This window comes from Dyadobacter linearis (genome assembly GCF_907165045.1).
GTDB lineage: Bacteria > Bacteroidota > Bacteroidia > Cytophagales > Spirosomataceae > Dyadobacter > Dyadobacter linearis.
This window is the reverse complement of the sequence record NZ_CAJRAU010000003.1, coordinates 747,349-773,338: the sequence shown is the minus strand read 5'-3', so window position 1 is coordinate 773,338 and position 25,990 is coordinate 747,349. Positions and strand designations below refer to the sequence as shown.

At 46.4% G+C, this 25,990-nt stretch carries 14 protein-coding genes; 10 read left to right on the top strand and 4 right to left on the bottom strand.

The features are described 5' to 3' along the window. Positions 1 to 8: 8 nt before the first annotated feature. Positions 9 to 3,041, bottom strand: coding sequence for a SusC/RagA family TonB-linked outer membrane protein (locus KOD92_RS13600; RefSeq protein ID WP_215234112.1), 3,033 nt, complete (start codon positions 3,039 to 3,041; stop codon positions 9 to 11). Between the two features lie 167 nt (positions 3,042 to 3,208). Continuing rightward, the gene (locus KOD92_RS13595) at positions 3,209 to 6,064 is read right to left on the bottom strand and encodes a triple tyrosine motif-containing protein (protein ID WP_215234111.1); all 2,856 of its coding nucleotides are present in this window, start codon (positions 6,062 to 6,064) and stop codon (positions 3,209 to 3,211) included. Between the two features lie 82 nt (positions 6,065 to 6,146). Between KOD92_RS13595 and KOD92_RS13590 the strand changes: the two genes are divergently transcribed. After that, positions 6,147 to 7,523, top strand: coding sequence for a hypothetical protein (locus tag KOD92_RS13590; RefSeq protein WP_215234110.1), 1,377 nt, complete (start codon positions 6,147 to 6,149; stop codon positions 7,521 to 7,523). 54 nt (positions 7,524 to 7,577) lie between these two features. On the opposite strand, the gene KOD92_RS13585 is transcribed toward KOD92_RS13590, so the two are convergent. Further along, positions 7,578 to 10,370: a TonB-dependent receptor gene (locus tag KOD92_RS13585; protein ID WP_215234109.1), complete on the bottom strand. Its 2,793-nt coding sequence runs from the start codon at positions 10,368 to 10,370 to the stop codon at positions 7,578 to 7,580. Between the two features lie 168 nt (positions 10,371 to 10,538). Continuing rightward, positions 10,539 to 11,465, bottom strand: coding sequence for a malate dehydrogenase (gene mdh / locus KOD92_RS13580; RefSeq protein WP_215234108.1), 927 nt, complete (start codon positions 11,463 to 11,465; stop codon positions 10,539 to 10,541). A 209-nt stretch (positions 11,466 to 11,674) separates the two neighbouring features. Between mdh and KOD92_RS13575 the strand changes: the two genes are divergently transcribed. The 9 genes from KOD92_RS13575 to KOD92_RS13535 all read left to right on the top strand — a co-directional run bounded on the left by KOD92_RS13575 (position 11,675) and on the right by KOD92_RS13535 (position 25,954). Further along, positions 11,675 to 12,091, top strand: coding sequence for a YkvA family protein (locus KOD92_RS13575; RefSeq protein ID WP_215234107.1), 417 nt, complete (start codon positions 11,675 to 11,677; stop codon positions 12,089 to 12,091). A gap of 69 nt (positions 12,092 to 12,160) precedes the next feature. Then, positions 12,161 to 12,361 carry a Sec-independent protein translocase subunit TatA/TatB gene (locus tag KOD92_RS13570; protein WP_215234106.1) on the top strand — a complete coding sequence of 67 codons (201 nt, stop codon included), beginning with the start codon at positions 12,161 to 12,163 and terminating at the stop codon, positions 12,359 to 12,361. A gap of 50 nt (positions 12,362 to 12,411) precedes the next feature. Then, the gene (gatA, locus tag KOD92_RS13565; RefSeq protein WP_229254666.1) at positions 12,412 to 13,917 is read left to right on the top strand and encodes an Asp-tRNA(Asn)/Glu-tRNA(Gln) amidotransferase subunit GatA; all 1,506 of its coding nucleotides are present in this window, start codon (positions 12,412 to 12,414) and stop codon (positions 13,915 to 13,917) included. Between the two features lie 220 nt (positions 13,918 to 14,137). Then, entirely contained in the window at positions 14,138 to 15,688 is a 1,551-nt protein-coding gene (locus tag KOD92_RS13560; protein ID WP_229254665.1) for a lytic transglycosylase domain-containing protein, read from the top strand. Between the two features lie 33 nt (positions 15,689 to 15,721). Further along, positions 15,722 to 16,312 carry a Holliday junction branch migration protein RuvA gene (gene ruvA, locus KOD92_RS13555; RefSeq protein WP_215234105.1) on the top strand — a complete coding sequence of 197 codons (591 nt, stop codon included), beginning with the start codon at positions 15,722 to 15,724 and terminating at the stop codon, positions 16,310 to 16,312. Between the two features lie 99 nt (positions 16,313 to 16,411). Beyond that, positions 16,412 to 23,575 (top strand): T9SS outer membrane translocon Sov/SprA, encoded by a 7,164-nt coding sequence (gene sov, locus KOD92_RS13550; protein WP_215234104.1) that lies wholly within the window; start codon positions 16,412 to 16,414, stop codon positions 23,573 to 23,575. Positions 23,576 to 23,650: 75 nt separating this feature from the next. Continuing rightward, on the top strand, positions 23,651 to 24,031 hold the full coding sequence (gene gcvH, locus KOD92_RS13545) for a glycine cleavage system protein GcvH (protein WP_215234103.1): 381 nt from the start codon (positions 23,651 to 23,653) through the stop codon (positions 24,029 to 24,031). Positions 24,032 to 24,110: 79 nt separating this feature from the next. Further along, positions 24,111 to 25,394, top strand: a complete 1,284-nt coding sequence (locus KOD92_RS13540; protein ID WP_215234102.1) for a dihydroorotase — start codon at positions 24,111 to 24,113, stop codon at positions 25,392 to 25,394. Continuing rightward, positions 25,391 to 25,954, top strand: a complete 564-nt coding sequence (locus tag KOD92_RS13535; RefSeq protein ID WP_215234101.1) for a DUF4199 domain-containing protein — start codon at positions 25,391 to 25,393, stop codon at positions 25,952 to 25,954. The genes KOD92_RS13540 and KOD92_RS13535 overlap by 4 nt, the downstream gene beginning before the upstream one ends. The last annotated feature ends 36 nt before the right edge of the window (positions 25,955 to 25,990 follow it).

Sequence of the window (25,990 nt, the reverse complement as noted above, 5' to 3'; positions counted from 1 at the left end):
TTCTGATATTAGAAAGTAACATTGATACCGAAGTTATAAGTAGCCGAAAGCGGATAAACGTTCGCGTCAATACCTGCCTGTGTAGGCTTGTTTTCGTTCGCTCTCACTTCCGGTGATAAGCCTTTGTATTTGAAGAAGTTCAAAGCGTTTTGCGCATTTGCATACAACCTTAATTTCCTGATTTTCAACTTCTCATTAAAAGCTTGTGGGAAAGTATAACCTAGCTGGGCATTTCTAACCCGGAAATAGCTGCCGCTCTGAACAAAGAATGTATTCGGGAAATAGTTGGAGCCTCCACCAATGTTTGCAGAAGGATAAGTATTCGAAGTACCTTCTCCGTGCCAGCGGTTATCGAAATAGTCTTTGGTAAAGTTTTCGTTACCATATCTCCATCCCAGGTTCGCATTGTAAACATCTACCCCCGAAACGCCTTGGAAATCGAGCATTAAGTCAAATGCCTTGTAGTTCCAGTTGGTGTTGATACCATAAGTGAATTTAGGGTTTGGATTTCCGATCACCTGCCTGTCAAGCCCTGATATTGCACCGTCGGGTACGCCCGCTGTTCCGCTGATATCTCGGTAGCGGAAGTCGCCGGGTTTAGCAGTTGGCTGCGCTGAGGCAGCGATCTCGTCCTGATTCTGGAAAATACCGTCTACAATATATCCGTAAAATGAACCGATCGGATCACCCACTCTGGTACGGGTAGCCAATGCACCGCCAGTCAATCCAACTCCGCCATCGTAAATCGGATTTGCGCCGGAGGTTACAGCAAGTACCTTGTTATTGTTGATGCCGCCATTGAACCCAATGCTGTAAGTCAGGTCTTTACCGATCTCGTCTCTCCAACTCAATGCGAATTCAAAACCTTTATTCTCAAAAGTAGCCTGGTTACCTACGATCCGACCTGACTCGGTTCCGATTGAGGTAAGTACCGGAATGTCGAAAATAGCGCGTTCTGTTTTCTTGATATAATAATCCAGCTCAACAGTCAATCTAGATTTCAAGAATGCAGCTTCCAGACCTACATCAGTACCAACTCCGCGTTCCCAAAAGGTAGTAGGGGGGATAATGGTATTGATGCTCGCTCCTGTATTCAGCTGTCCCCCGAAAAATGCTGCCAGATTACCGCCAGCCGCAACCGTGAGTGTCGACAAATTAGACGGAACAGATGCATTACCGATCTTACCCCAACTTCCTCTTATTTTCAAGTTATCAACGAAATTCTGGTTCTTCATAAAAGCCTCATTGCTGATCACCCAGCCAGCACCTACCGAAGGGAAGTAGCCCCAGGCATTTCCGCCCTGGAAAAATTTGGAAGAACCATCGGCGCGAAGAGATGCATTAAGTAAATAGCGGTCGCCGAAAGAGTAGTTAACACGACCAAAATAAGAAGCATAAGTGCCCAAATCGCCTTCATCCACTACATTCCGTCCCTCTGTATTTCCAAGCGCCAGGTACAAATCGCCCTCACTAGTGTAAGGCACATTTAATGCAGAAGCAGTTAGCTTGTAAGATTGGTCACGTTGGGCAGACTGGCCCAAAAGTGCTGTGAAGTTATGCTGGCCAAATTCTTTGGTATAAGTCAAGGTATTTTCAAAAATCCAGTAGCGACTTTGCGGACGCGTGAAGCTCAGCTGGCTGGTGTTATTGCGTTGCTTCAAAGTGGCAACGTATTCAGGATTGTAGAAGCGCGTTTCGTCCTGCGAGTACCTTCCACCCAGACTTGTTTTAAAGGTAAGCCCGTCGAAAATTGAAAGTTCGGCGTATGCATTACCTGTCAGCAGCGTTCTTTTGGTGTTTTGATTGAAATAATCAATGGTAACCTGTGGGTTGAAATTGTTCGCGTCACCCAGGTTAAAATCGTTTGGATCTCCGTAAGTACCGTCTGCATTGTAAACAGGAACAACTGGCCCGGCTGCATACAATTGGCGGAAAATGCCGCCCGCTTCATCTTTCGATTTGCTGAAAGAACCAGTTGCAGTATAACCTACTTTCAGGCTTTTCAGAACCTGGAAATCATTTTGCAGACGGGCTGTGTAACGTTTGAAGTTATTTTTTTGAACAACTCCCTCCTGATCCAGATAGCCCAGTGAGAAGTTGAAAGTAGATTTTTCACCGCCGCCGCTGATCGAAAGCTGGTGGTTGGTCACTTTCGCAGTACGCAAAATCTGATCGTACCAGTCGGTACCTTCGCCGAACTGGTTCGGGTCAAGGATATTTTCTTTACCGTTGATATTGCTCAGCTCGTTTACCATGGTAGCGTATTCTTTCGCATTCGCCATTTTAACCTGGTTAGTCACTTTCTGGAAGCCTACAAACCCATTGTAATCCACAACCGCTTTCCCTGACTTCCCTTTTTTGGTGGTGATCAAAACCACACCATTTGCGGCGCGTACCCCGTAAATAGACTGGCTTGAAGCATCTTTCAGAATGTTCATGCTTTCAATATCACCTGAGTTCAAAAAGCTGATATCGTCAAACCAAACACCATCAACCACATAAAGTGGATTGGCACTACCATAGGCGGTACCTACACCACGGATACGTATTTGTGGAGCTTCGCCTGGTTTTCCCGAGTTGTTGATCTGAACACCGGCTACTTTTCCCTGCAAACCGCTTACAGCATTCATAGAGGGCTGTTTGGAAATATCCTCACCTTTGATCTGCACCACTGAGCCAGTCACATCGAGCTTGCGCTGGGTACCATAACCCACCACAACCACTTCATTCAAAGCGCGGGCGTCCTCCTGCAAACCTGCATTGATGACCGTTTGCGTGCCCACCGGAATTTCCTGGGCCACCATACCGATCATTGAGAATACAAGCACAGATTGCCCGGAAGGGACTTTGATCGCATAATTTCCTTCGGCATCGGTCGGGACACCGTTTGTAGTCCCTTTTATCAGAACACTGGCCCCCGGCAATGGTGAGCCGTCTGTCGCAGATGTTACTTTCCCTGTTACATCAATTTCCTGCGCATAGGATAGTGTTCCAAATGCCAGAAACAAGAGCATGTACAGAAGCCGTACAGTAGTTTTCATTTGGTATCAATTAGTTGATTGAACTATTAAAAGAATTAATTGTCTTCAAATTTAAATCCTAAGAATAGCGGAAATCAAAAAATAGACTACATCACCATTACATCACTGAGAATAATGCAAGGAAACTAGACAGCCAATGCTGTTTTGATACGGATTAGTACAATGGGTCAAACGTCCATCATGAACTCGACGAGATTGGCATCCATACCCAATCCCAGTTTTTTGCGAAGCCGGTAGCGCTTTATTTCTACACCACGGACGGAAATTCCCAGCACTGGTGCCATTTCTTTCGTGGATAAATTCATACGCAGACAGGCTGCAAGTCTGAGCTCCGAAGGAGAAATGGTTGGAGAAATTTGTCTTAACCTTTTGAAGAATTGCTCGTGGACTTCATCGAAATTTTGCTCGAATAAAAGCCAGTCATCTTTGCCGGCGACATTGCGTTCAATACTATGAAGGAGTTTCTGATAGTGAATATTTGGAAGTTGTTGTCCGAGTTCTGCTTTCACCTGTTTCAGTTCACTGCTGATCTCTTCCAATATTTCGTTTTTCCTGACCACATTGATCGCGACGTTGCTCAGCTGCTGGCTTTTGCTCTGGATCTCACTTTGCAACTTTTCATTTTGAATCTGCATGATCTGCCTCTCGCTGGACAGCCGCTGTTGCCGCAGTTTCTCTTCCTGCTCTGCAATGAGCCTCCTGCGATGTCTGGCGAGTCTTTTTTCCTGATAAAAAATGAGGCCGATCAGGGCGACTGCGATCAGGAAAGCAAAGAGTATACGGGCAAAGATGGTTTCCCGCCACCGTGGCTGCACACTGAATTGGTAAGAGGTAACCAGGTCATTCAGGCTGCTGCGCACCTCAAACACGTAATCGGCAGATTCCAGATTGGTAAATTCAACAAAACTTTGGTCCGTCCATTCCGACCATTGGTCGGTTAGCCCGCGCAGCCGGTACCGGTATTGCACGCTACGACCATATTCGGGCAATGCATAATTGATCCGCAATGCACGGAATTCGGCAGGTAATGCAGGATTTCCCGAAATGCGAAACGTTTCGCCAAGGTTTCTCAGATTGGATACTTTCCTGACAATAGGGGCCGAGTCGATTGCGCCTGCATCTATGTCGGAGGAACGATCGTAAAGTGCGTAACCATTGTCAAGGCAAAAGAAGTAATGATTATTCGTGAGCGGAATGATCGTTTCAGTGTTCCTGATCAGCTTTAACGACAGCTGTTTTGGGCTTTGGCCTGAGGAATATAGCGTTACCCGGTTCATAAATACCTTAAACCAATCGTCGCCAATGCCTGTGCGGACTTTAAAAGGTTCGTCTTCCGGGGTAAAATCGATACTGTTTTTGAGCGACTGGGCGGGGCCGGGTTCCAGGAATTTATTTCCCGACCGGATATGTATCTTGTTTTTCCATTTGAATATCTCCACTGAAAATTCGCTCGGAATATGATCCGGCGACTTGAATTCCTTCCAGGTCAGGGCCGAATCCAGCCGGGGCGTGAGCTCTGCTGAAAAAAGTCCTTTATATGCATGCGCAAGCCAGAATAGCCCGTTTTCATCGCGAACGATCTGCCGGATAGGTGTAGGCGGCACGCCGCGGACACGATGTGCATAAGTCCAGAGTCCATCCTTATTTTTTTTATAAGCGTGCAAACCGTTGTAGGCGCCTTGCAATAGCAAAGTGTCATTTCCGCTGGCGATCGGCAACATAACCCAGCCGCCGGTGATATTCGAAATCTTGCGTGCACCTTGTTCGTCAATCCTGAAAGTGGCATCGTTGTGCCCGCAGAGGAGCTGGTCGTTGAAAACTTTCAACATCCAAGTCTGGCCTTCGAGTCCCGGCACTGCGCGAAACGGTTCCGAAGACGGCCATTTTTTAACAAAAACACCCTTATTGGAGCCCACATACAGTTTTCCGTGCCAGAGCGCCGCTGCATAAGTTGAACCAAGCGGATTATCATTGGTCTGATAGGAGATAATCGGCGAGGACATTTCGGCCAAACTGATCCCCTGGTCCATTCCAATCCAGAGTTTTTTACGGCTATCCTCCGCAAGTGCGATAACAGTGTTGTTTTGCAGACCGGTTTCTTTGTTAAACTGATATTTGAAGTCACCGTGTTTCGAGATAATGTAAACACCATTTTGAATCGTCCCAATGGCAATACTGCTGTCGCGCGAGAGGATAATGGCCTTGTTGATGATATTCTTTTTGAGCTCCTCCGCCTGGGGAATATTCCAAGGTTGCAGCTCGCCGTTTTCCCAGATCAGCAATCCGTTTTTGGTGGTAGTAATTAAAATTCTCTCGCGCGAAAGTGGCAGTAGGGAAGTGACAATAGTGGAAGAAAGTGCGTCAGTGCCTGGCAAATTCACAAATTTCTCTCCTTTCAATTCATATAGTCCGCGGTCGATCACGTGGATTAGAAGTCTGTTGTGGACATATCTCAGGAACATGAAGTTTCCTTCCGCTTCCATTTCAATCAGGTTTTTCCCGTCGTACCGGTAAATTTTGGCAAAAGACTGGAAGTAGATATAGTCGGGTGTTTTCAATATGTGCCAGATCTCTTCTGTTTTCAAACTTTTGAAATTGGCGCTTTTGCTCAGTGAATAGTATTTAAGCTGCCCGTCGGCTTCTTTTCGCCAGTAGCCGAATTCAGCAAAACCGCCTACATAAATTCGCTGTTCTTTGGCTGATCCGTCGCATAATACTGCCCGCACGATCTGTCCGTCGGGCAATGGATACAGCTTCCAGGATGCACCGTCATATTCCATCAGTCCATCGGAATTGGCTGCATAAATGACTCCGTCGGAGCTTTGGCTGATTGCCCAGTTCTGGTTATGAGCCTTATATTCGGAGGAAAAAAAGTTGATAAGCGGAGGTGTTTCCTGAGCGAATGCCGGGAAGAAAAATAACAGGAATGCAAGTATAGCCCAACCAGAACCTGCCTTATGATTTAGGTTACGGATAGAAAAAGAATAGCGTGCGTAACGGTTTGAAGCCGTGCTTGAAATCATTTTAACTAACTTTTAATATTGTTTTAAGTCTTAGCTGCAAGCTGAAAGCGCTATTCGCCAGTGAAAACAATAACATTTTTAAATGAAAAAAGTACTCTCTTTAATTTTGCTAAGTTCGTCTGTTGCATGGGCGCAGGTTAAACCGTCGGATGATAACACGCGGTCGGATCTCCGCTACAATCTTAACGAATCGGGTTCACATTATGTAAAGGCAACTTTTACAAACCAGGCCTGGTTCCGGTTCAACGAAAACAACCCCGGAACTACTGTTACCGGCGACCCGAAGACTAACACTTTTGACATCGGATTGCGCCGGACGCGCATGCAATTATTTGGCCAGATCACCGACCGGATATTCTTTTATACGCAGTTTGGGATGAATAACTTCAACAAGGTCAGCGCATTTCCTGCTTACAATACGACCGGCACGCCCAGTAACAGAAAAGTGGCTGCTTTTTTTCATGATGCATTAGGTGAATATGAAGTCCAGCGGAAAGGCACCAACTTTATCCGTTTCGGTGGTGGCCTGACGATCATGAACGGTTTGTCGCGTTTTTCACAACCCAGCATCGGTTCGATCATGACACTCGATGTGCCCGTTTTTGCGCAGGCGACTGTCGATCAAACCGATCAGTTTTCGAGAAAACTTGCAGTTTACAGCCGCGGACAGATCGGGAAAATCAACTATCGCGTGGCAGTGGCTGATCCTTTTCCATTGGAAACCAGCGGCTCTGTTCCTCCGGCAATCAATCAGAATGCAGCATTTTCACAGCGAAAAAATCATAAGCAGTTCGACGCATTACTGGTATATAACATTTTTGACACGGAGGATAATACCACGCCCGGCTACATGACCGGTACTTATCTCGGAAAACGCAAGGTGTTCAATATAGAAGCCGGGATTATTACCCAAAAGAATGCGACGTGGCGAAGGGAAGCGACCGATACACTTTACAGCAATATGAATCTCTGGTCGGTGGCCGCTTACCTGGATATGCCGCTCAATACACAAACGGGAAGTGCTGTTTCTGCTTATATGGGCTACTTCGGCACTGATTATGGGAAAGGTTATCTGCGGTACAATGGAATCATGAACCCTGCTACGGGTACTGCCCAGCCAATTGCCGGGGTAGGAGGTACGCATGGAAATGCATATCCGATGTTTGGGACCGGAAGTGTGATCTATTCGCAGGCCGGCTATAAATTTAAAGACGGATTACTGGGTAGTCAGGGGACATTAATGCCTTACGCTTCCTTGCAATATGCAGATTACGAGCGCCTTCGTGACGGTATGAGTGTGTATAATGTCGGTGTAAACTGGCTGATCAAAGGTCACACTGGTAAAATGTCGCTTAACTACGAAAACCGGCCGGTGTACCGCAATAGCAGCAATGCGAATGAGCTGGAAGCGAATGGAAGGCGCGGCGCGTTTACTTTGCAATACCAGATTTCGATATAGTTTTTGTGAAAAACAGGGAGCCGGTTTGTCAGCAGACCGGCTCCTTGTTTTTTGCTAGAAATAAAAATTTAATCTTGCAAAAACATACCGGCCATTTACCCCCATTTGCTGCACGCGGCGAGAGTACACAAAACGGCCCAGACTCACATTTCCGGAATGTAAATGTTTGTCCTGATACACATCAAATACATTATTAGAGCCCAGCGAAATGTTAATTCCCTTGGTCAGATTGTAATTCACTGCAATATCAGTGACGATTTTCGCACCGAAAGTCTGGTCTAACGTTTCCTTTTGTCCGGTTAACGTATTGACAGGCCAGGTGTCCGGCTTGGTCGGATCGATCGTCGGGTCCCAATAAGTTACCTCGCCAAAACGCACTGCACGGAGCATCACGCCCAGTTTTCCAACATTGTAATTAATAGTAAGGCTCTGTTTGTTTTTCGGGCTCGCTATCTCGAAGCGGCTCATATCTTCCCGGTTGAAATACGTATTCACCTGATTGGTTTGTACCAGAATATCGGAAGCATGGATAATCGGCTTTCCGCTCGCGTCTTTCTTTACCTTATTCTGAATGAATGTGCCTGCCAAAACGGCCCGCAAAGATTGGGTTCCGCCGAATTTGGTATTGTAGGATAGCACAGCCTCGATACCTCTTGACCGCGTGTCTACCGCATTCGAGAAGAAATTGGCAGTAGTTGCATTTGCGGCGGTGAGTTGTGCTTTTAATGTCGCATTACCGCCGTCGTTGAAGTTATTTGTTAAAACGATCCTGTTGTCAATATCAATCTGATACGCGTCGATAGTCAGTTCAAACGCATTTGCCAGCTGGATCGTAGTGCCGACTGTAAAGCTCTGCGAAGTTTCCTGTTTAAGTTTAGGTATTCCCAGGATTTCTGCTGGCCGGCTGTCATTTGTGAAAGTTCCGCTTTCCTGTGCGACCTGCTGACCATTTTGGGTTACAAAAAGGGTATTGGTCTTGGCATAATACCGCTGCTGCAAAGAAGGTGCACGAAAACCGCTGCTGGCGGAGGCGCGCAATGCAATCCCGTCGGTAAACTTGTAGCGCGACGAAAGCTTGTAATTGAGGGTATTTCCAAAATCAGAATAATTCTCGAAACGCAGCGCGCCGCTCACGACCCACGCTTTTGTAATGTCCTGTTCCAGATCAAGATAGCCTGCGATACTGCTGCGGGAATGCGAGCCCGCATTTTGAGGAAAAAAACCTGAGAATACCTGCGCGCCCGCGGCTACTCCCGCTGCAACATCGTAGTTTTTATAAGAAGCCTCTTCGCCTGCGGTAATCGTATATTTTTCAGTCCGCTGCTCTGCACCGATCGCCACATTTAAGCCTTCTAAAACCTCAAATTTCCTCCCCAGATCCAGGTTGACAGTATTTTGTGAAAAGCCATTTCCACCTGCATTGAACTCTTTCCGAATGTTCAACGCGGTATTGACCTGGGTATAATTTATGGAATTCGAAATTGTGTAATCGAAGTCGTTCTTCCCAAAGGTATTGCTGAGATCAAACTTCCATTGCCCGAACTTCCCTCTCAAACCGCCCGACGCGGAAATATCGGTGACGTCGCTGTTGATTTCGGGGAGGAAGCCATTTGGATACAATGCAAGAACGTTCGTCCGGACTGCCGCAGGTACCGAATTAGGATACCGGTAAAAGCCGGCCGCGTTCCCTTTCTTGTTGTTATAACCTCCAAATGCATAGAATTCGATATTTGGAGAAAGTGGGATATTTGCATTGAGTACCGCCCCGCCGCCATTTACTTTTGAGTTTCCAATACGCATATCAAAGTCGTTTCGGGTTAACCCTTTCTCGCCAAGTAGTTGATCATCGACCACTTTTCCGTCGACTGCCGGGAAAATCTGTCCGGTGTAAGTGCCTGTCCGGTTGGTAGCTTCCCGGTTGACGTATTCGCCGGTTATATTCAAGAAACCTTTCTGGCCGATTTTCAAGCCATAATTCAAACCTACCTGTGCTGTACCTCCGTCGGAAATATTAACGGATTCATCCTTTCCGTAATTGATCACATAATCTTTATCATAACTCGTTACATTCTGTCCGTAAGAAACATTTCCACTTAATCCTGTCCTCGATTTAAGGATGATATTGATCACGCCGGCGATGGCGTCGGAACCGTATTGTGCGGCCGCACCGTCACGAAGGATCTCGATTTTGTCAACAGCCGTGGCGGGAATTGCATTTAAATCGGTACCTACTGTTCCGCGGTTGACCGTGCCATTTACATTGACAAGTGAAGATTGGTGCCTTCTTTTTCCATTTATCAAAACCAAAACCTGATCCGGCCCTAGTCCGCGCAATTGGGCGGGGTCAATATGGTCGGAACCGTCGGAAATAGTCTGTCTTGAAGATTGGAAGGAGGGCGCGACGTAGGTCAGGATCTGGTTGATATCAACTTGTCCCACGTTATTTGTGATTTGCGAAACGGGAATAATATCCACCGGCACGGGCGAGTCGATGCGGGAGCGGCCACCGCTTCGCGATCCTGTAACCACGATCTCGCTAAGTAGTTCTGACGATTCACTTAGTGTGATTTTCAGGTCAGGTGATTTGCCAGATGTTACCTCGATCGGGACGATTTTCGTTGTGTAGCCGATAAATGAAATCACGAGCTTATAAGAACCGTCGGCTGCATCGAACGAAAAACTTCCATCCGAATCGGTGACTGTACCCATATTGGTTCCCTGGATGAGCAGTGAAACGCCGGGTAGTCCGGTGCCGTTCTTTTCCTCGAAAACAGTCCCCTTTATTGACTGGGAAAATGCGGTGAACGAAGCGAGAAAAGTGAATAATACAAGTAGTGCTGTTTTCATGCGAAAGTGTGTTTAATGTCAAGAAATGAGATAATAGTGTAATTTTATATATAATATTTTATATTATTTGAATTAATTGGTTAGAGAAGAAATAATTTTAAAAAACAAAAAGACAGAAAAAAGCCGGCTCGCAAGGACGGGCCGGCTGGTATGCTAAATCAAGTCTTTTTATAAACTCAAAGCACCATTCATTGAGCGAACGGCTTCTGCTGACTTTTCAAAGGCTGCTTTCTCTGCATCGCTCAAACGGAGGTTGATGATTTTTTCCCAACCGCTTCTGCCCAATACAACAGGTACACCCATACAAATGTCTTTCTGGCCATATTCACCATTCAGGTAAACACTGCATGGCACAATGCGTTTCTGGTTGCGAACGATACTCTCAACCAACATCATGGTAGCCGCTCCCGGTGCATACCAGGCCGAAGTTCCGATCAGTTTAGTCAAAGTCGCTCCGCCCACCATCGTGTCAGCAGCCACTTTTTCAAGTTGTTCCGCATTCAGGAAACGGCTTACCGGGATACCATTGTACGTCGCAAGGCGGGTAAGCGGGATCATGGTCGTGTCGCCGTGGCCACCGATCACCATTCCGTGGATATCAAGCGGGGAAACGTCCATTGTCATTGCCAGATAGGTTTTGAAACGAGCGCTATCCAGCGCGCCGCCCATTCCGATCAGTCTTTTCTTTGGAATACCCGACTCTTTCAATGCGAGGTAAGTCATCGTGTCCATTGGATTCGAAACTACGATGATGATTGCTTTGGGCGAATATTTAAGGATATTTTCAGTAACTCCTTTTACGATTCCCGCATTGATGCCGATCAATTCTTCCCTCGTCATACCCGGCTTACGAGGCAGGCCGGACGTGATCACCACTACATCCGATCCCTTTGTTTTTTCGTAATCGTTTGTTGAGCCGATAGGTTTGGTATTGAACCCGAGTAAAGCTGCTGTTTGATAGATATCCAGGGATTTACCTTCACTCACGCCTTCCTTGATATCGAGCAGTACGACCTCTTCTGCCAGTTCACGACGAATAATATTATCGGCAGTAGTTGCACCGACGGCGCCTGCACCTACAACAGTGATCTTCATAGGGAAATATGGTTAATTGAATAGAAACTAATGCTTTTTAAATTTTCTCCTAAAAGTAGAACACATAATTTGTTAATACCAAGGGGAATGGGATTTTTTGGCAGATAAAGTAAGCGGGGTGATCCAAAATGCAATTTTTTACGTATTTTGATAGTTATATTGCCACAACGAACCACTTTTTTCTGCTTAATATAACGAATGACCAACCCATGATTTCACGTATTTTACAGTCGATTTTCTTTAAAAGTGCAACAGGAAAAGCCGGGCGTTATGCTAAAAATTCCGGCCGTTTATTTCAACTGGCCAAGGAAGTAGTAGGCAAGTTGCAGCGGGTAGGAGTAAAGGGGAACTTGTCCGAATTCCAAAACAGTGTGCAGTTACTGATCAGAATGGTCAGGGCATATGCCTCGGGACAGTACCGTCACCTTCCCTGGAAAAGTTTGCTTTCGGTCGTCGCGGTACTCATCTATTTTGTGTCGCCGCTTGACCTTATACCCGATTTTTTACCGTTTGTTGGTGTCACTGACGACATTGCTTTAGTGGTTTGGCTGATGAAAACTTTGAGTGACGATATCAGCAAATTCGGGGCGTGGGAAAAGCAGGAAAAAACGATTAACATAGGATAAAACAGAACCTTTTAGTAGTTTCTGTAGAAAAGAATTTTTATTTTTGTAAACATTATAAAAGAAACAGATATGGAATCAGCAACCGTTTTGGCATTTATGGGATTAGGTGGACAGGAAATATTTTTCGTTGCCTTGTTCGTTCTACTCTTCTTCGGTGCGAAGAAAATTCCTGAATTGATGCGCGGTTTGGGGCAGGGTATCAATGAATTCAAAAACGCTTCAAAAGACGTTAAGGAGAATATTGAAAAAAGCATGGAAGACCCCAAATAACGCTTCCATCATATCGAAGGTATAACCAGAGCCTTTAAGCTAATCCCTTAATGGCTCTGATTATTTATTTACAACCCCACAAATATTTTACATTGAAAGAGTATCTGACGCTAGCCGAGATTCAGGAAGATTTGCGTGAAGACGGTTTGACCTGCGTCAAGTTAGTGGAGCATTATTTACAGAAGATAGAGTCCAGTTCCCACCTGAATGCTTTCGTCGAAGTGTACGCGGACGAGGCAAGATCAACAGCCGCCGTTGTAGATGCTAAACTGGTTAACGGAACCGCCGGCAGATTGGCAGGAATGGTAATCGGGATCAAGGATGTCCTTTCTCATAAAGGTCACGGTTTACAGGCCGCAAGTCAGATTCTCGACTCTTATCAGGCGCCATTTACAGCAACCGCTGTGCAAAGGCTCATCGATGAAGACGCAATTATAATAGGGCGTCAGAACTGCGATGAGTTTGCGATGGGTTCTTCCAATGAAAATTCATCTTTCGGTCCGGCTTTGAATGCGGCTGATAATTCCAAAGTCCCCGGTGGATCTTCGGGTGGCTCTGCAGTTGCGGTTCAGGCTGGATTGTGCCACGCTTCATTGGGAAGCGATACCGGCGGATCTGTCCGTCAGCCAGCAGCATTTTGCGGCGTGGTCGGAGTTAAACCTTCGTATGGAAGAATATCGCGATACGGACTAATCGCCTATGCATCTTCATTCGATTGCATCGGCCCGATCACAAAAAGCGTTTCAGATGCAGCATTGTTACTGGAAATTATGTCCGGCGACGATGATTATGATAGTACAGTTTCTACAAAAGAAGTGCCTGCCTATTCAGCATCATTGAATTGGGAAGGGAAAGCCAGAATCGGATATATTCAGGATACGCTTGAAAATGAGGCTATTTCTGTTGATATTCGCCAGCGGACAAAAGCTGTTCTCGATCGCCTGCGGGCAGAGGGGCATGAAGTTGTGCCGGTGGAAATTCCGCTGCTTGATTCTCTTTTACCAACTTATTATATCCTGACCACCGCTGAGGCAAGTTCTAACTTGTCAAGGTTCGACGGGGTAAGATATGGTCACAGGAGCGCAGAATCGACGGATTTGGAAAGCATGTACAAGAAAACGCGTACAGAAGCTTTCGGGCCGGAAGTGAGGAGAAGGATTTTGCTGGGTACATTTGTATTGAGCGCAAATTACTACGACGCATACTATACCAAGGCGCAACGCGTTAGAAGATTGGTGCGGGAGGAAACGAACAGGTTTTTTGAGCAGTTCGATTTCTTTATTTCCCCGGTCACTCCTACAACAGCTTTTACAATAGGTGAGAAAACAGAAGATCCGTTACAAATGTATCTTGCTGACGTTTTCACTGTGCAGGCGAATGTGGTGGGGAATCCGGCAATTGCCGTTCCAAATGGTTTCGATCAACAGGGAATGCCAATTGGAATTCAAATAATGGCTCCTTATTTTGGTGAGGAAAAAATGCTGGCTTTCGCCGACTACCTGACCAGGCTAAATCAAAAGGTTGCCAAAAAATACAGTGAGAACCAGGAAGTTTAGTTTTTTTAAACCGTTGCCTGAGCAGTAAAGGCTGTATTTCATCAAGTGTTACAAGAAAATAATCGTGCCAGAATAAGAGGCGGTTACCCGAAATTATTCTGATGAGTGAATTTTTGTGATTATATAATAGAATGTATTAAAGATTATTCCGATTCATCAGGAAAACAGGTAATAGCCATTGAAACCGTGAATTGATTAACCTTCAAAAAACATTTAATTAATGAGGCTTTCTAAAAAAGTATTATGGCTCGGAGCCATGTGTGCAGGATTCTGGAATACGCCTTCCAAGGCTGAAAATCCACAGGAGAAATCATTCGAGCCAGATACACTTAAGACAGAGACCGCGGCGGAAGCGACGCTTTTGCCCTACCTGCCGGAAGTAGAGGAAATCGGACCCAACCCGTCGGTTCCTCAGGAGTTGCTCAAAAAACGTTTTGCCAAGCTGGAAAAGTCGATTCCGCTTACTTATCATAAGTCTTCCCACGAGTTCGTAGAGTATTTTATCTACCGCAAAGCTGAGTTTACGCAGACCATGATGGAGAAAATGCCTTTGTATTTTCCCATGTTTGAGAAAGCACTCGCGAAGCACGGACTTCCTACCGAACTGAAATACCTTTCCATGATAGAGTCGGGCCTAAATCCGACCGTAATTTCCCACGCAAGAGCAGGTGGCTTGTGGCAGTTTATGCCGGCTACCGGACGTGAGTTTGGGTTATATCAGGATAAATATATTGACGAGCGCTTCGAGCCGGTGAAAGCTACCGAGGCCGCTTGTATGTATCTCAAACAACTTTACCGCATATTTGGAGATTGGGAACTTGCATTAGCTTCCTATAATACCGGCCCGGGAAATGTAAAGCGCGCAATGCGCCGGTCGAGAGGTACCACTTTCTGGACTATTTATAATGTACTGCCAAGAGAAACAAGGTCTTACGTGCCGCAATATGTAGCGATGAACTACATGATGAACTACGGGAACGATCACGGCATTTTCCCTAAAAACACCGAGTTCCAGATCCCAAATGATACGATACATGTAAACGGCTATCTTGATCTGGTAGCGCTTTGCGAGCAAAGCAATATGAGATTCGAGGAACTCAAAAAGCTTAATCCGCAAATCACTAAAACTTCATTGCCTCAGCAAACGCGCGATTTTGTGCTTAAAGTGCCGAGTGTACAATATACCTACTTCCTCAGCAACAGGGATTCTATCATGGTTGCCTGCACAGGCGGAAAAGTTCTGGATGGTACCCTGCTTGCAAAAGCGGATAGCAACAGAACCGATTCATTGGGAGTTAATAAAACTTTCCCGTATGCACTGGTAAGCAACGATACTTCTTCGGATGAAGAGGAAGAGGCGGAAGCAGAACAGACTGTGTCGAGGAACAAAACCCGGAAAACCACACATACCGTTCGTCGGGGAGAAACTTTGTCTACTATCTCCCGCAAATACCGGGTGAGCGTGGCTGATCTGAGAAAATGGAACCACATCCGGAGATCTGCGATCGGAAGAGGACAGCGCCTGGTGGTTTACAAGACCATGAAGGAAACTGCTCCCGCAGCAAAAGTCGCAGTTGCTACTTACCGTGCGGAAGAGCAGGCTGCAAATCCGGCACGGCATACCAGAAAGCGTTACCATACAGTTCAAAGAGGGGATACGCTCTGGATCATATCTCAGCGTTACGGACTGGAAATCGGCCAGCTTAAAAAACGTAACAATATTCGCGGAAACTCCATTAAGCCTGGTCAAAAACTGATCATTTCGACCTAAAAATCAACACTACCAAGTACACATACTATTTCTATGATTGCCTACGTTAACGGAACTGTAGTTTACAAAGATCCAGCATATGCTATTATTGATGTGAATGGATTAGGCTACGAGGTTCGAATATCCTTACAAACCTATACCTCACTTCCCGATCTGGGCGAACGTTGCAAACTTGTGACGTTTTTGAGTATACGGGAGGATGCGCACCTTTTATACGGGTTTTGGGGAAGTGATGAAAAAAAGCTGTTTCTTGATTTGATTACGATCTCAGGAATAGGGCCTTCGACAGCCCTGGTAATGCTTTCGTCCCTTTCATCGTCCGAAATCCGGCAAGGTATCATAGATGAAGATCTCCGATTGATCCAATCTATCAAGGGAATAGGATCTAAAACTGCTCAACGCGTAATTCTGGAATTAAAAGATAAGATACGCAAGGAAGAGCTGGTAACAACAGGTCCGAAATCATCAGACACGTCTTCCGGAACTTTAAGAAGTGAGGCACTCGCAGCATTGGTTACTTTAGGAATACCGAAGGCAACCGCCGAGAAAAGTGTCGACACGATCATGAAAAGGGAAGGGTCTGAAATTACTGTTGAAAACTTGATAAAACTGGCGCTTCGATAATAGGAACCGCAATGCTATTTGGTAAAAAATTTTACGCTGGTAAAATCGTCTTGATGGATTTGTTTATAGGTATAACCTTCTCTAAATAAGTATATTACCTTGTCATCAACGATTTACTCTCTTTTATTCAAAATACTTAGTATCTCAGCTGCAGGCGCCTTAATGGCCAACTTGTCGGTTGACAGGGACGAGCCATATTCGCAGCCAGAGCAGGAATGGACAGTCGAGGCAGATACGATTCCTGAAGATACCAGCAGGCGGGCATTGGACAGGTCGGGAAGCCAGCTGATCATGCGCTGGAAAGACTTCTATTCCAACCGCGTTGCCGAGCCAAGACCGCGGTCGCCGTTCTACCTGCGCGACCCGGGCAATATCTCTACCAATATTACTCTCGATAGTGCAGGGAAAATAGCCGTAACCGAAAAGGTTAAAACACCGGCTGGCGACCTCAATTTCCGTGCGCCGGAACGAATGGATCTCGATGCTTATGACAAGATCCAGGAAGACCGTGCATTCAAAAGTCTGTTACGCGAATATGCGGGCAGACAGGATGGAAACAGTGCGATGGGCGCGCGCGGACTCTTACCCAAACTGGATATCCCGCCGGCACTTTCCAAGTTACTGGGCGACGATTTTATCAACTTCAAACCAACCGGTTTCGTTTCGCTGGATCTGGGGTTAATGCACCAGTTTTTAGACAATCCCGCTATTCCGATCCGTCAGCGGAGGAATACCCAATTTATTTTCAACGAACAGATCAGTATCAATTTTGATGCAAAACTGGGCGATCAGCTGGGTTTTCAAACGAATTTTGATACAAAGGCAAACTTCAATTTCGAGAATGCGATCAAGCTGAACTATAAAAATCCGGAGGAAAGCTTTATCCGGAAACTAGAAGCGGGAAATATCAACTGGGCGATCAATAGTCAGCTCATTCCGGGTGTTCAAAATCTTTTCGGTTTGAAAACGGATTTCCAGTTCGGCAGGTTGAGCGCGACTTTTGTGGCTTCACAGCAAAAATCAAGCAAGGAAAGAATCGTATTGCGCGGCGGTGCTCAGAATCGGGATTTCGAGCTGCGTGCCGATACTTATGACGAAAACCGTAACTTTTTCCTTTCCCAGTATTTCAGGAATATTTACGAAAGTTCACTTCGAAACACGCCCACGATCACTTCGGGCGTCACTGTAACCCGGATCGAGGTATATGTGACCAACCGTACAACCACCACGGAATCACTCAGGAATGTGGTCGGTTTTGCCGATCTGGGCGAACCTGCTCCTTACAAATCTGCCAACCCCAGCTTACAACCGATCCGCTCTACTTCGCCCGCCGATAATGCAGCAAATGGGCTTTATAACACATTAAAAAACAATGCGGGATTCAGGCAGGTAGATAATACCAACAGCTCGATCACTTCACTTGGACTGGAAAAAACGATCGATTATGAGTTGCTGCGCGGCGCAAAACGACTTGCCGCTGACCGCGATTATACGTTTCATCCCCAACTCGGATATATATCCCTGACGAATGCACTCAGAAACGACGAAGTGCTGGCCGTTTCCTATGAATACACCCTCAACGGACGTTCCTTCAAAGTAGGGGAGCTGACTGAGGATTATCAGGCGAGGAGGGACAATGAAGTAATTGCATTGAAACTCTTGAAATCATCGACTATCCGGAACAATACCAAGCTTCCGATGTGGGACCTGATGATGAAAAACATCTATTCCCTCGGAACAAGCCAGATCGACAAGCAGGGATTTCAGTTGCGGGTTATTTATAAAGATGACCAAACTGGTATTGATAACCCCAATTTACAGGAAAGCAGCATTGCCAATGTGCCTCTGATCCGACTTTCAGGACTTGACAGGTTGAACCCGGTCAACGATCTGCAACCCGACGGAAATTTTGACTTTGTGGAAGGTATTACGGTGGACAGCAAGTCGGGGCGCATTATTTTCCCGGTGCTGGAACCGTTTGGTACCAACCTTTCGCGCAAGTTTGGTGCGGGCGAAGATGCATTCAGAAACAAATATGTTTTCAACGAACTGTACCGCACGACGATGATCGACGCGCAGCAGGTTACGGAGCGAAACAAATTCTTTATTAAAGGTTCATATCAGTCGAGTGGTGGCGCTGAGGTGCAGCTGCCTTTTGGTGTGCTCGAAACTTCAGTTACCGTGACTTCCGGTGGCGTTCCGCTTTCTCCGGGCTCCGATTATATTGTGGAAGCTCAGATAGGTCGCGTCAGGCTGATCAATAGCAGCGTACTGAATTCGGGCAGGGAGATTGTGATCGAATATGAGAGACCGGATATGTTCCAAAACCAGGTTCGTTCACTGCTGGGTACCAGGCTGGATTATGTGGTGAACCGGGATATGAGTATTGGTTTGACAGCGATCAAATACCGCGAGCGGCCAGCGGGCTTTTTGTCGCGGGTCTCGATCGGGAACGAGCCTGTAAATAATACCATGCTTGGTTTTGATATCAAATTCCGTAAAGATGTTCCGTTCCTGACCAAGCTCCTCGATGCATTGCCTTTGATCCAGACCAAGGAAATGTCAACCATTCAGTTCAAAGGGGAGTTTGCCAAATTATTGCCGGGTGTTTCAAAGGATGTGAATAACCGTTCGCTGGTCGATGATTTTGAAGCCGCGAGAACGATTTACGACCTTGCCCGCCAGCCACAGAAATGGCGGCTTGCGTCGGTACCCGCCAAATTCAGGCAGGGACTGGACGGAAAAACGCTGAACTACGGATATAAGCGGGCTAAAATCTCAGCTTATACCGTCGATAATATTTTCGGTGGTGACCAGGGACTTGGTGGAGGATACCAGCCGCCAGCCAATATCACGGAGGAAGACAGAGCCAATTTTTACGAAAGGTTATTCCTCCCAAGAGACATATTCCCTAACCGCGCGATCGCCGGGCTGGTAACTTACCCGCAGCAGGTGCTGGATATTGCCTATTACCCCAGCGAAAGGGGAATGTATAACTACAATACCGATCTGGCGACGGACGGTCGGTTGAAAACGCCGCGCCAGAATTTTGGTGCGATCAGCCGGGCGATTACTTCTGACAATGATTTTGATAATGCGAATATTGAAAGCATTGAGTTCTGGATGTTGGATCCATTTATAAACGATCCTGTGAAAGGTGCTGTGCGCGATGGTTTTGAGGGTAGACCCAATACAACAGGCGGAAAACTGGTTTTCAATCTGGGTGATATTTCGGAAGACGTAATTCCTGACGAGCGATACAATTTTGAGAACGGGCTGCCGATCGTTCCAAAGCAGGTAGGAGTGAATGTAGATTCAACTGCCTGGGGCTATGCTACGAAATCACAATATCTGATCAATGCATTCAGCAACGAAGATGGTGCGCGTGAGAAGCAGGATGTTGGTTTGGATGGTTTGACAAACCAGGAAGAACAGGCTTTTTTCAAACAATACATTGATCGTCTGCCTGCCAACCTTTCCGCAGCTGCGCGGCAGCAAATTATAGCTGACCCTTCTGGTGATGACTTCAAGTTTTTCCTCGGCGCCGAACAGGATAGCGCCGATCTGAAAATCCTTCAACGCTACAAAAATTACCTGGGGATGGAGAATAACTCTCCTGAAAGCGTGGGCAGAACCGCAGACGTGACACCAGCTTCTACCAACGTTCCGGACGGGGAGGATATGAATGTCGACAACACGATCAACGACAACGAATCTTTTTACGAATATGAAATCGACCTGAAACCCAATCAGCTCGCAGTTGGTAAGGGTTATGTCGTTGATAAAACGGAAACCGAGGATGGTCAGAATTGGTATCTGTTCCGGGTTCCGATTAAAGAGTTTTCTGGGATCGTCGGTAATATGAGCGGTTTCAAATCGATTCGTTTTATGCGGATGTACCTGACTGACTTCCAGCAGCCTGTTGTATTGCGTTTTGCACAGCTGCAAATGGTTGGTCAGCAATACCGGAAATATACTTCTAACCTGGACGCACCAGGTTTACAGGAAGTACCTGAACCTTACGACGCGAAATTTACGGTCGGAACGGTGAGTATTGAAGAGAATAGCAACCGCTCTGCCGGTGCTGATAAATACCAATATGCCATTCCGCCGGGCTGGAAACGCGACCAGGACAATACCCAGCGGCCTCCGCTTTTGCTGAACGAACAATCGATGAGCTTGTGTGTGACGGACTTGCGCGACGGCGATTCCAGGGCTGTTTTCAAAAATGTCAATCTTGATCTGTTGTTCCGCAAAAGGCTCCGAATGTATGTACACATGCAAAACGAGCAGAACGAGAGCGGGATGGTCGGTACTTTCATGCGGATCGGGACCGATTTGACACAAAACTATTATGAAATTGATCTGTCGGGATTACAGGCAACGCCGCCTTCGGCTTCGCAACCGCAAGAGGTCTGGCCGGAAGGAAATGAATTAAACATTGCGCTGGCGGATTTGGTAGAAGCAAAAGCGCAGCGGAATCGTCAGATTGATAAAAATCTGAGTGTACCTTATACAATTTTGACTGCCGACGGAAGATATCGTTTATCGGTTGTAGGTAACCCCGACCTGAGCTCGGTGCGGGTTATGATGATCGGAATGCGAAATCCAAAGTCTAGCGACGAGCGCCCGAAATCGTTCTGTTTGTGGGTAGACGAAATGCACGTGGAAGGTTTCGACGACCGGGGAGGTGTAGCTGCGATTGCGCAACTCGATGCCAAGCTGGCAGATTTTGCTACCCTGACTGCTTCCGGCCGGGTTGAGACTTTCGGCTTCGGAAGTGTACAGCAAAGGATCGGAGAGCGTTCCCGGAACCTGACGCAGGAATATGGATTTTCTTCCAATATTGCATTGGATAAATTGCTGCCTGCAAACTGGGGTTTCAGTATCCCGCTGTTCTTAAGCTACGACAGGCGAAATGTAAAACCACACTTCAATCCGCTCGACCCGGATACACCGCTGAATACCTCGCTCGGGAATTTGCAGACCGATGAAGAACGCGACGGCTACCGGCGCATGGTGGAAGAAAATGCAGTTAGGCGGGGTATCAACTTCTCCAATGTCAGGAAAATTAAAACGAAACCTGGGGCCAGGAATCATTTTTATGATTTCGAGAATTTCTCATTCACCTATGCTTTCAGCGACGACCAGCGGCGCAATGTACTGACTCAGGAATATAACCAGCGGATGTACAAAGGCGGTATTTCCTATGTGTACAGCAGCCAGCCGAAGGCGATAGAGCCGTTTAAAAAGTGGACAGCGACCAACAGGTGGGCGGAGTTTATCAAGGATTTCAACCTAACACTTCTTCCAAACATGGTACAGTTGCGTACCGACGTGGACAGGCGTTTCCTGAAAACACAGTTGCGCAATGCAGATCTGACCACAGAAGGAATACAGCCGCTATTTGAAAAGTATTTCTGGTTTAACAGATATTACGATTTCGGCTGGAACCTGACCCGGAACGCGACCCTTACTTACCGCTCGTCGGCAAGCTCGATCATTGACGAACCGATGGGAGATATTAATACAGCTGCGAAGAAGGATTCACTTTGGTCTAACTTCAAAAAGCTGGGCAGGATCAAGAATTTTGATCAGGCAATTGACTTTACTTACCGTTTGCCGCTGGATAAAATCCCGCTGACAGACTGGCTGAGCGCGGATTATAAACACTCGGTAGCGTATCAATATCAGGCAAATGCATTGGGGTTGAGAGATACCACGGGTCTTCCTTTTGGTGATATTATCCGAAACAGCCGCGAAAGAGGCGTGACGGGGAAAGTGGATTTTGTGCTGCTTTACAACAAGCTTCGCTATCTGAAATTTGCAAATACACCTTCGGCCGGTAGAAAGAATTTTGCGCGCAGCCCGGGTGATATCGAGGATATCGATATGCGGACAACCGATGTGCTCAAGAACCTGACTCGCGTTCTGATGACGGTGAGGGGTATTAATGTAAGTTATAGTGTTCTGGAAACAACTGCTTTGCCTGGCTACCTGCGGGCACCGAAATATTTTGGTATTGATAATGCAAATGCGCCGGGACTACCTTTCGTACTCGGCCAGCAGGACAGGAATTTTCAGAAAAAGGCGGCGGAAAAAGGATGGATCACGACGAGCCAGCAGCAGAATATGCCTTTCCAGCAAACTATTGCAAAGAATTTCTCGGCTAATACCACACTTGAACCTTTTAAGGATTTCAGGCTGATCATTGAAGCGCGGCTTACGCGCCAGGATGCTTATCAGGAATTTTATCGTCCTGATTCGAGCGGCGCATTCGCTTCCCAGAGTCCATTGCGTAACGGGCAATTCAGTATGTCATTTATGTCTTTCCGGACTGCATTCGCGAAAATGAGAAGGGATAACTCATCGCCGGTATTCGATAAATTTCGGGCGTACCGCGCCATTATCCGTGACAGGTTGAACCAGGAAAATAACAGCGGAGGCGAATACAACGAAACTTCGCAGGATGTACTGATTTCTTCATTCTTTGCAGCTTATACCGGCAAAGATCCGAATACGGTGCGGACGAATCCATTCCTGAAATTCCCGATGCCAAACTGGGATTTCAGCTATAATGGATTGTCTCAATTGCCTTCGTTTAAAAGGCTGTTCAGCTCATTTACATTGCGGCACAAGTATATGTCCAATTACAGCGTAGGTAACTTCACTTCTTCATTGGATTACGAGGCGCTTTATGTGAATTTAGCTGTGACTGGATATCCATTGTCGTCGCGGCTGAATGATCTGGGGCAATATGTGCCTGTTTTCGCGATGAGCACGATCACTATGTCCGAGAAATTCCAGCCGCTGGTGGGTGTCGAGTTCAGGACGCAGAGCCGCATTACGGCGAGAATGGAATATAACCGAGACAGGACGATCGCATTGAACCTTTCAAATTCACAGGTTGCGGAGTTGTTCAATCAGGATGTGACGGTTAATATTGGTTTTACCAAAAACAATGTACCGCTGCCGTTTAAGATCAACGGGGTGAAAAGGAAGCTGAAAAATGATATGACGATGCAGCTCGGTCTTACTTTCCGGGATACGCGTTCTATCCAGCGCAAGTTTGACGGTGAGAATATCCCGATTGCGGGTAATATCAACTTCCAGCTACGCCCGACTGTCAACTATATGGTAAATAACCGGTTGAGTCTGCAATTTTACTTCGACCGTACATTCAACGACCCGCTTGTTTCCAACTCGTTTTACCGGGCCAGCACTTCGGGCGGTGTGCAGTTGAAGTTCAATTTGGCTGAATAAATTTTTGATTTGGAAAATACACGCCACATCATGTAATTTGCGGCACAAAGTCATTCAAAACTTACCTATTTAATCATGAATTTCCCGTCAGAACTTAAGTATACAGAGGATCACGAATGGATTCTAATAGAAGGCGATACGGCAACAATTGGGATCACGGAACATGCGCAGAATGAATTGGGTGATATCGTATACGTGGACATCAACACAGTAGGGGATGCACTTGAAAAAGGGGAGGTTTTTGGCTCTGTGGAAGCGGTAAAAACGGTCTCGGATTTGTTTATACCCGTTGCAGGTACTGTACTTGAAGTGAACGAAGAACTGGACGGAGAACCTGAGCTTGTAAATACTGACCCTTACGGCCGCGGCTGGATGGTGAAAATAAGCTTGTCGGGCCCCGCTGATGGAGAGGGGTTACTTTCCGCAGAAGACTACCAGAAATTTATAGGTGCCTGATAACAGGTTTAAGCTCCATTCAGGAGCTTTTTTTTTGAAACCGGATTAGCAAATAACGTCCGGCTACCAGATTACGAATATGAAATTGTTGATCAAATCAGTCCGTATTGTTGATAAAAAATCACCTGCAAATGGTCAGGTGAGAGATATATTGATCGAGGACGGGAAAATTAAGGAAATAGGAGAAAACCTTTCTTCAAATGACATTGAGGTAAAAGACCTGAGCGGGCTCTGCGTTTCTGCCGGCTGGGTAGATATGCGGGTTGGGTCACGCGATCCGGGTTTTGAGCATAAGGAAGATCTCTATTCGGTAAGCGCAGCTGCGGCTCACGGTGGCTTTACGGAAATTGTGCTGTTGCCCAATACCAATCCTGTTGTCCACAGCAAGGATACTTTAAACTATATAAGACAATCGGCTGCGGGCGGAGTGGTAACGCTGCACCCGGCGGCGGCGGTCACAAAAAAAGCGGAGGGCGTTGACTTCACCGAAATGATCGACCTGCACCACGCAGGAGCGATTGCATTTACGGACGGCGAACACGCGGTGCAGAGTGCCGATCTTTTACTAAAAACGATCCTGTACCTGCGCCCACTTAATGCATTGCTGATGAACCGCCCGGAAGAAGCACAGCTGTCGCTTTACGGACAAATGCATGAAGGGATCACAAGTACCCTCACCGGAATGAAGGGAATACCGTCGCTGGCAGAAGAAATGATGCTAACGCGCGACCTGAAATTGCTGGAATATGCATTGGAAAAAAGCATGTATGATACATCTGATCCGGTGTTACATATTTCGCTGCTTTCTACGGCAATAGGCGTGGAGATTGTGCGGGAGGCGAAGCAAAAAGGACTACCGATTTCCTGCGACGTCGCAGTGCATCAGCTGGTGTTTGAAGATTCAGACCTCATCAATTTTGACACTAATCTGAAAGTAAATCCGCCATTCCGCTCCCAGGCGGACCAGGAAGCTTTGCGGCAGGGACTGGCCGACGGTACTATCGACGCGATCGTTTCTGACCACAACCCGCAGGATGAAGAAAGTAAGAACCTTGAATTCGATCACGCGGATTTCGGTATCACGGGACTGGAAACGGTATTTTCGCTCGCTGTAATGCACAGCGGCTTGTCTCTCGAAACGATCGTTGAGAAAATCACAACTGCGCCGCGGGCTATATTAAGACTTCCGGAAATCAGCATTGAGCAGGGCGCAATAGCCAATCTAACTTTCTTCGATCCGGAAGCAGATTGGACATTTGGAAAAAGCTACTCCAAATCAAAAAATACGCCGTTTTTGGGACAGCAGCTGAAAGGAAAAGTGAGAGGGGTAATCAACAACGGAAAACAGGAGTGGTACGCATGAAATCGATTTTAGCATATTTTGACAAACCTCTTTTAAAAGTCTCACTGGTTTTCGGGCTGGTGACGGGGATATTGGTTTTTATATTTTTCCTGGGCTTGTATATGATCGGCATTGTGCCGCTGGGAAATAACAAGGTGATGGATTTCGGTATCCACATTATCATGATAGCTGGTGCGTGCTGGTATTTCAGGAAAAAGGTGGGAAACGGGTTTTTACACCTTTGGGAAGCATTGACGATCGGGTATGTCGTGAATACGATCGGTGCGCTGATCGCTGGCTGGTTGATCTATTTTTTTGTAACCTATGTCGATCCGGCAGTATTTACCAATTACATCGCGGAAATGAAGTCGCTGATGATGGAAGGGAAGGCGGAACTGGTCAAGAATATCGGTGAGGCGGAATTTATGAAAATGTATAATGGGGTAGGGAGCATGCAAACCTCTGAAATTATCATGGACGAGGTAAGCAAGAAAACGGTAATGGGCATTATCCCGATCCTGATCATTTCCCTCATCTTCAGAAAGCAGGATTACGGTGTATTTCATAATAATAAATCTTAAATTTATTGACTTACCTGAAACGATAAAACGCTATCT

Excerpts from the sequence above, each read along its gene's own strand:
- KOD92_RS13600 (WP_215234112.1), bottom strand. The coding sequence starts at position 3,041 with ATGAAAACTACTGTACGGCTTCTGTACATGCTCTTGTTTCTGGCATTT.
- KOD92_RS13595 (WP_215234111.1), bottom strand. The coding sequence starts at position 6,064 with ATGATTTCAAGCACGGCTTCAAACCGTTACGCACGCTATTCTTTTTCT.
- KOD92_RS13590 (WP_215234110.1), top strand. The coding sequence starts at position 6,147 with ATGAAAAAAGTACTCTCTTTAATTTTGCTAAGTTCGTCTGTTGCATGG.
- KOD92_RS13585 (WP_215234109.1), bottom strand. The coding sequence starts at position 10,370 with ATGAAAACAGCACTACTTGTATTATTCACTTTTCTCGCTTCGTTCACC.
- mdh (WP_215234108.1), bottom strand. The coding sequence starts at position 11,465 with ATGAAGATCACTGTTGTAGGTGCAGGCGCCGTCGGTGCAACTACTGCC.
- KOD92_RS13575 (WP_215234107.1), top strand. The coding sequence starts at position 11,675 with ATGATTTCACGTATTTTACAGTCGATTTTCTTTAAAAGTGCAACAGGA.
- KOD92_RS13570 (WP_215234106.1), top strand. The coding sequence starts at position 12,161 with ATGGAATCAGCAACCGTTTTGGCATTTATGGGATTAGGTGGACAGGAA.
- gatA (WP_229254666.1), top strand. The coding sequence starts at position 12,412 with ATGGCTCTGATTATTTATTTACAACCCCACAAATATTTTACATTGAAA.
- KOD92_RS13560 (WP_229254665.1), top strand. The coding sequence starts at position 14,138 with ATGAGGCTTTCTAAAAAAGTATTATGGCTCGGAGCCATGTGTGCAGGA.
- ruvA (WP_215234105.1), top strand. The coding sequence starts at position 15,722 with ATGATTGCCTACGTTAACGGAACTGTAGTTTACAAAGATCCAGCATAT.
- gcvH (WP_215234103.1), top strand. The coding sequence starts at position 23,651 with ATGAATTTCCCGTCAGAACTTAAGTATACAGAGGATCACGAATGGATT.
- KOD92_RS13540 (WP_215234102.1), top strand. The coding sequence starts at position 24,111 with ATGAAATTGTTGATCAAATCAGTCCGTATTGTTGATAAAAAATCACCT.
- KOD92_RS13535 (WP_215234101.1), top strand. The coding sequence starts at position 25,391 with ATGAAATCGATTTTAGCATATTTTGACAAACCTCTTTTAAAAGTCTCA.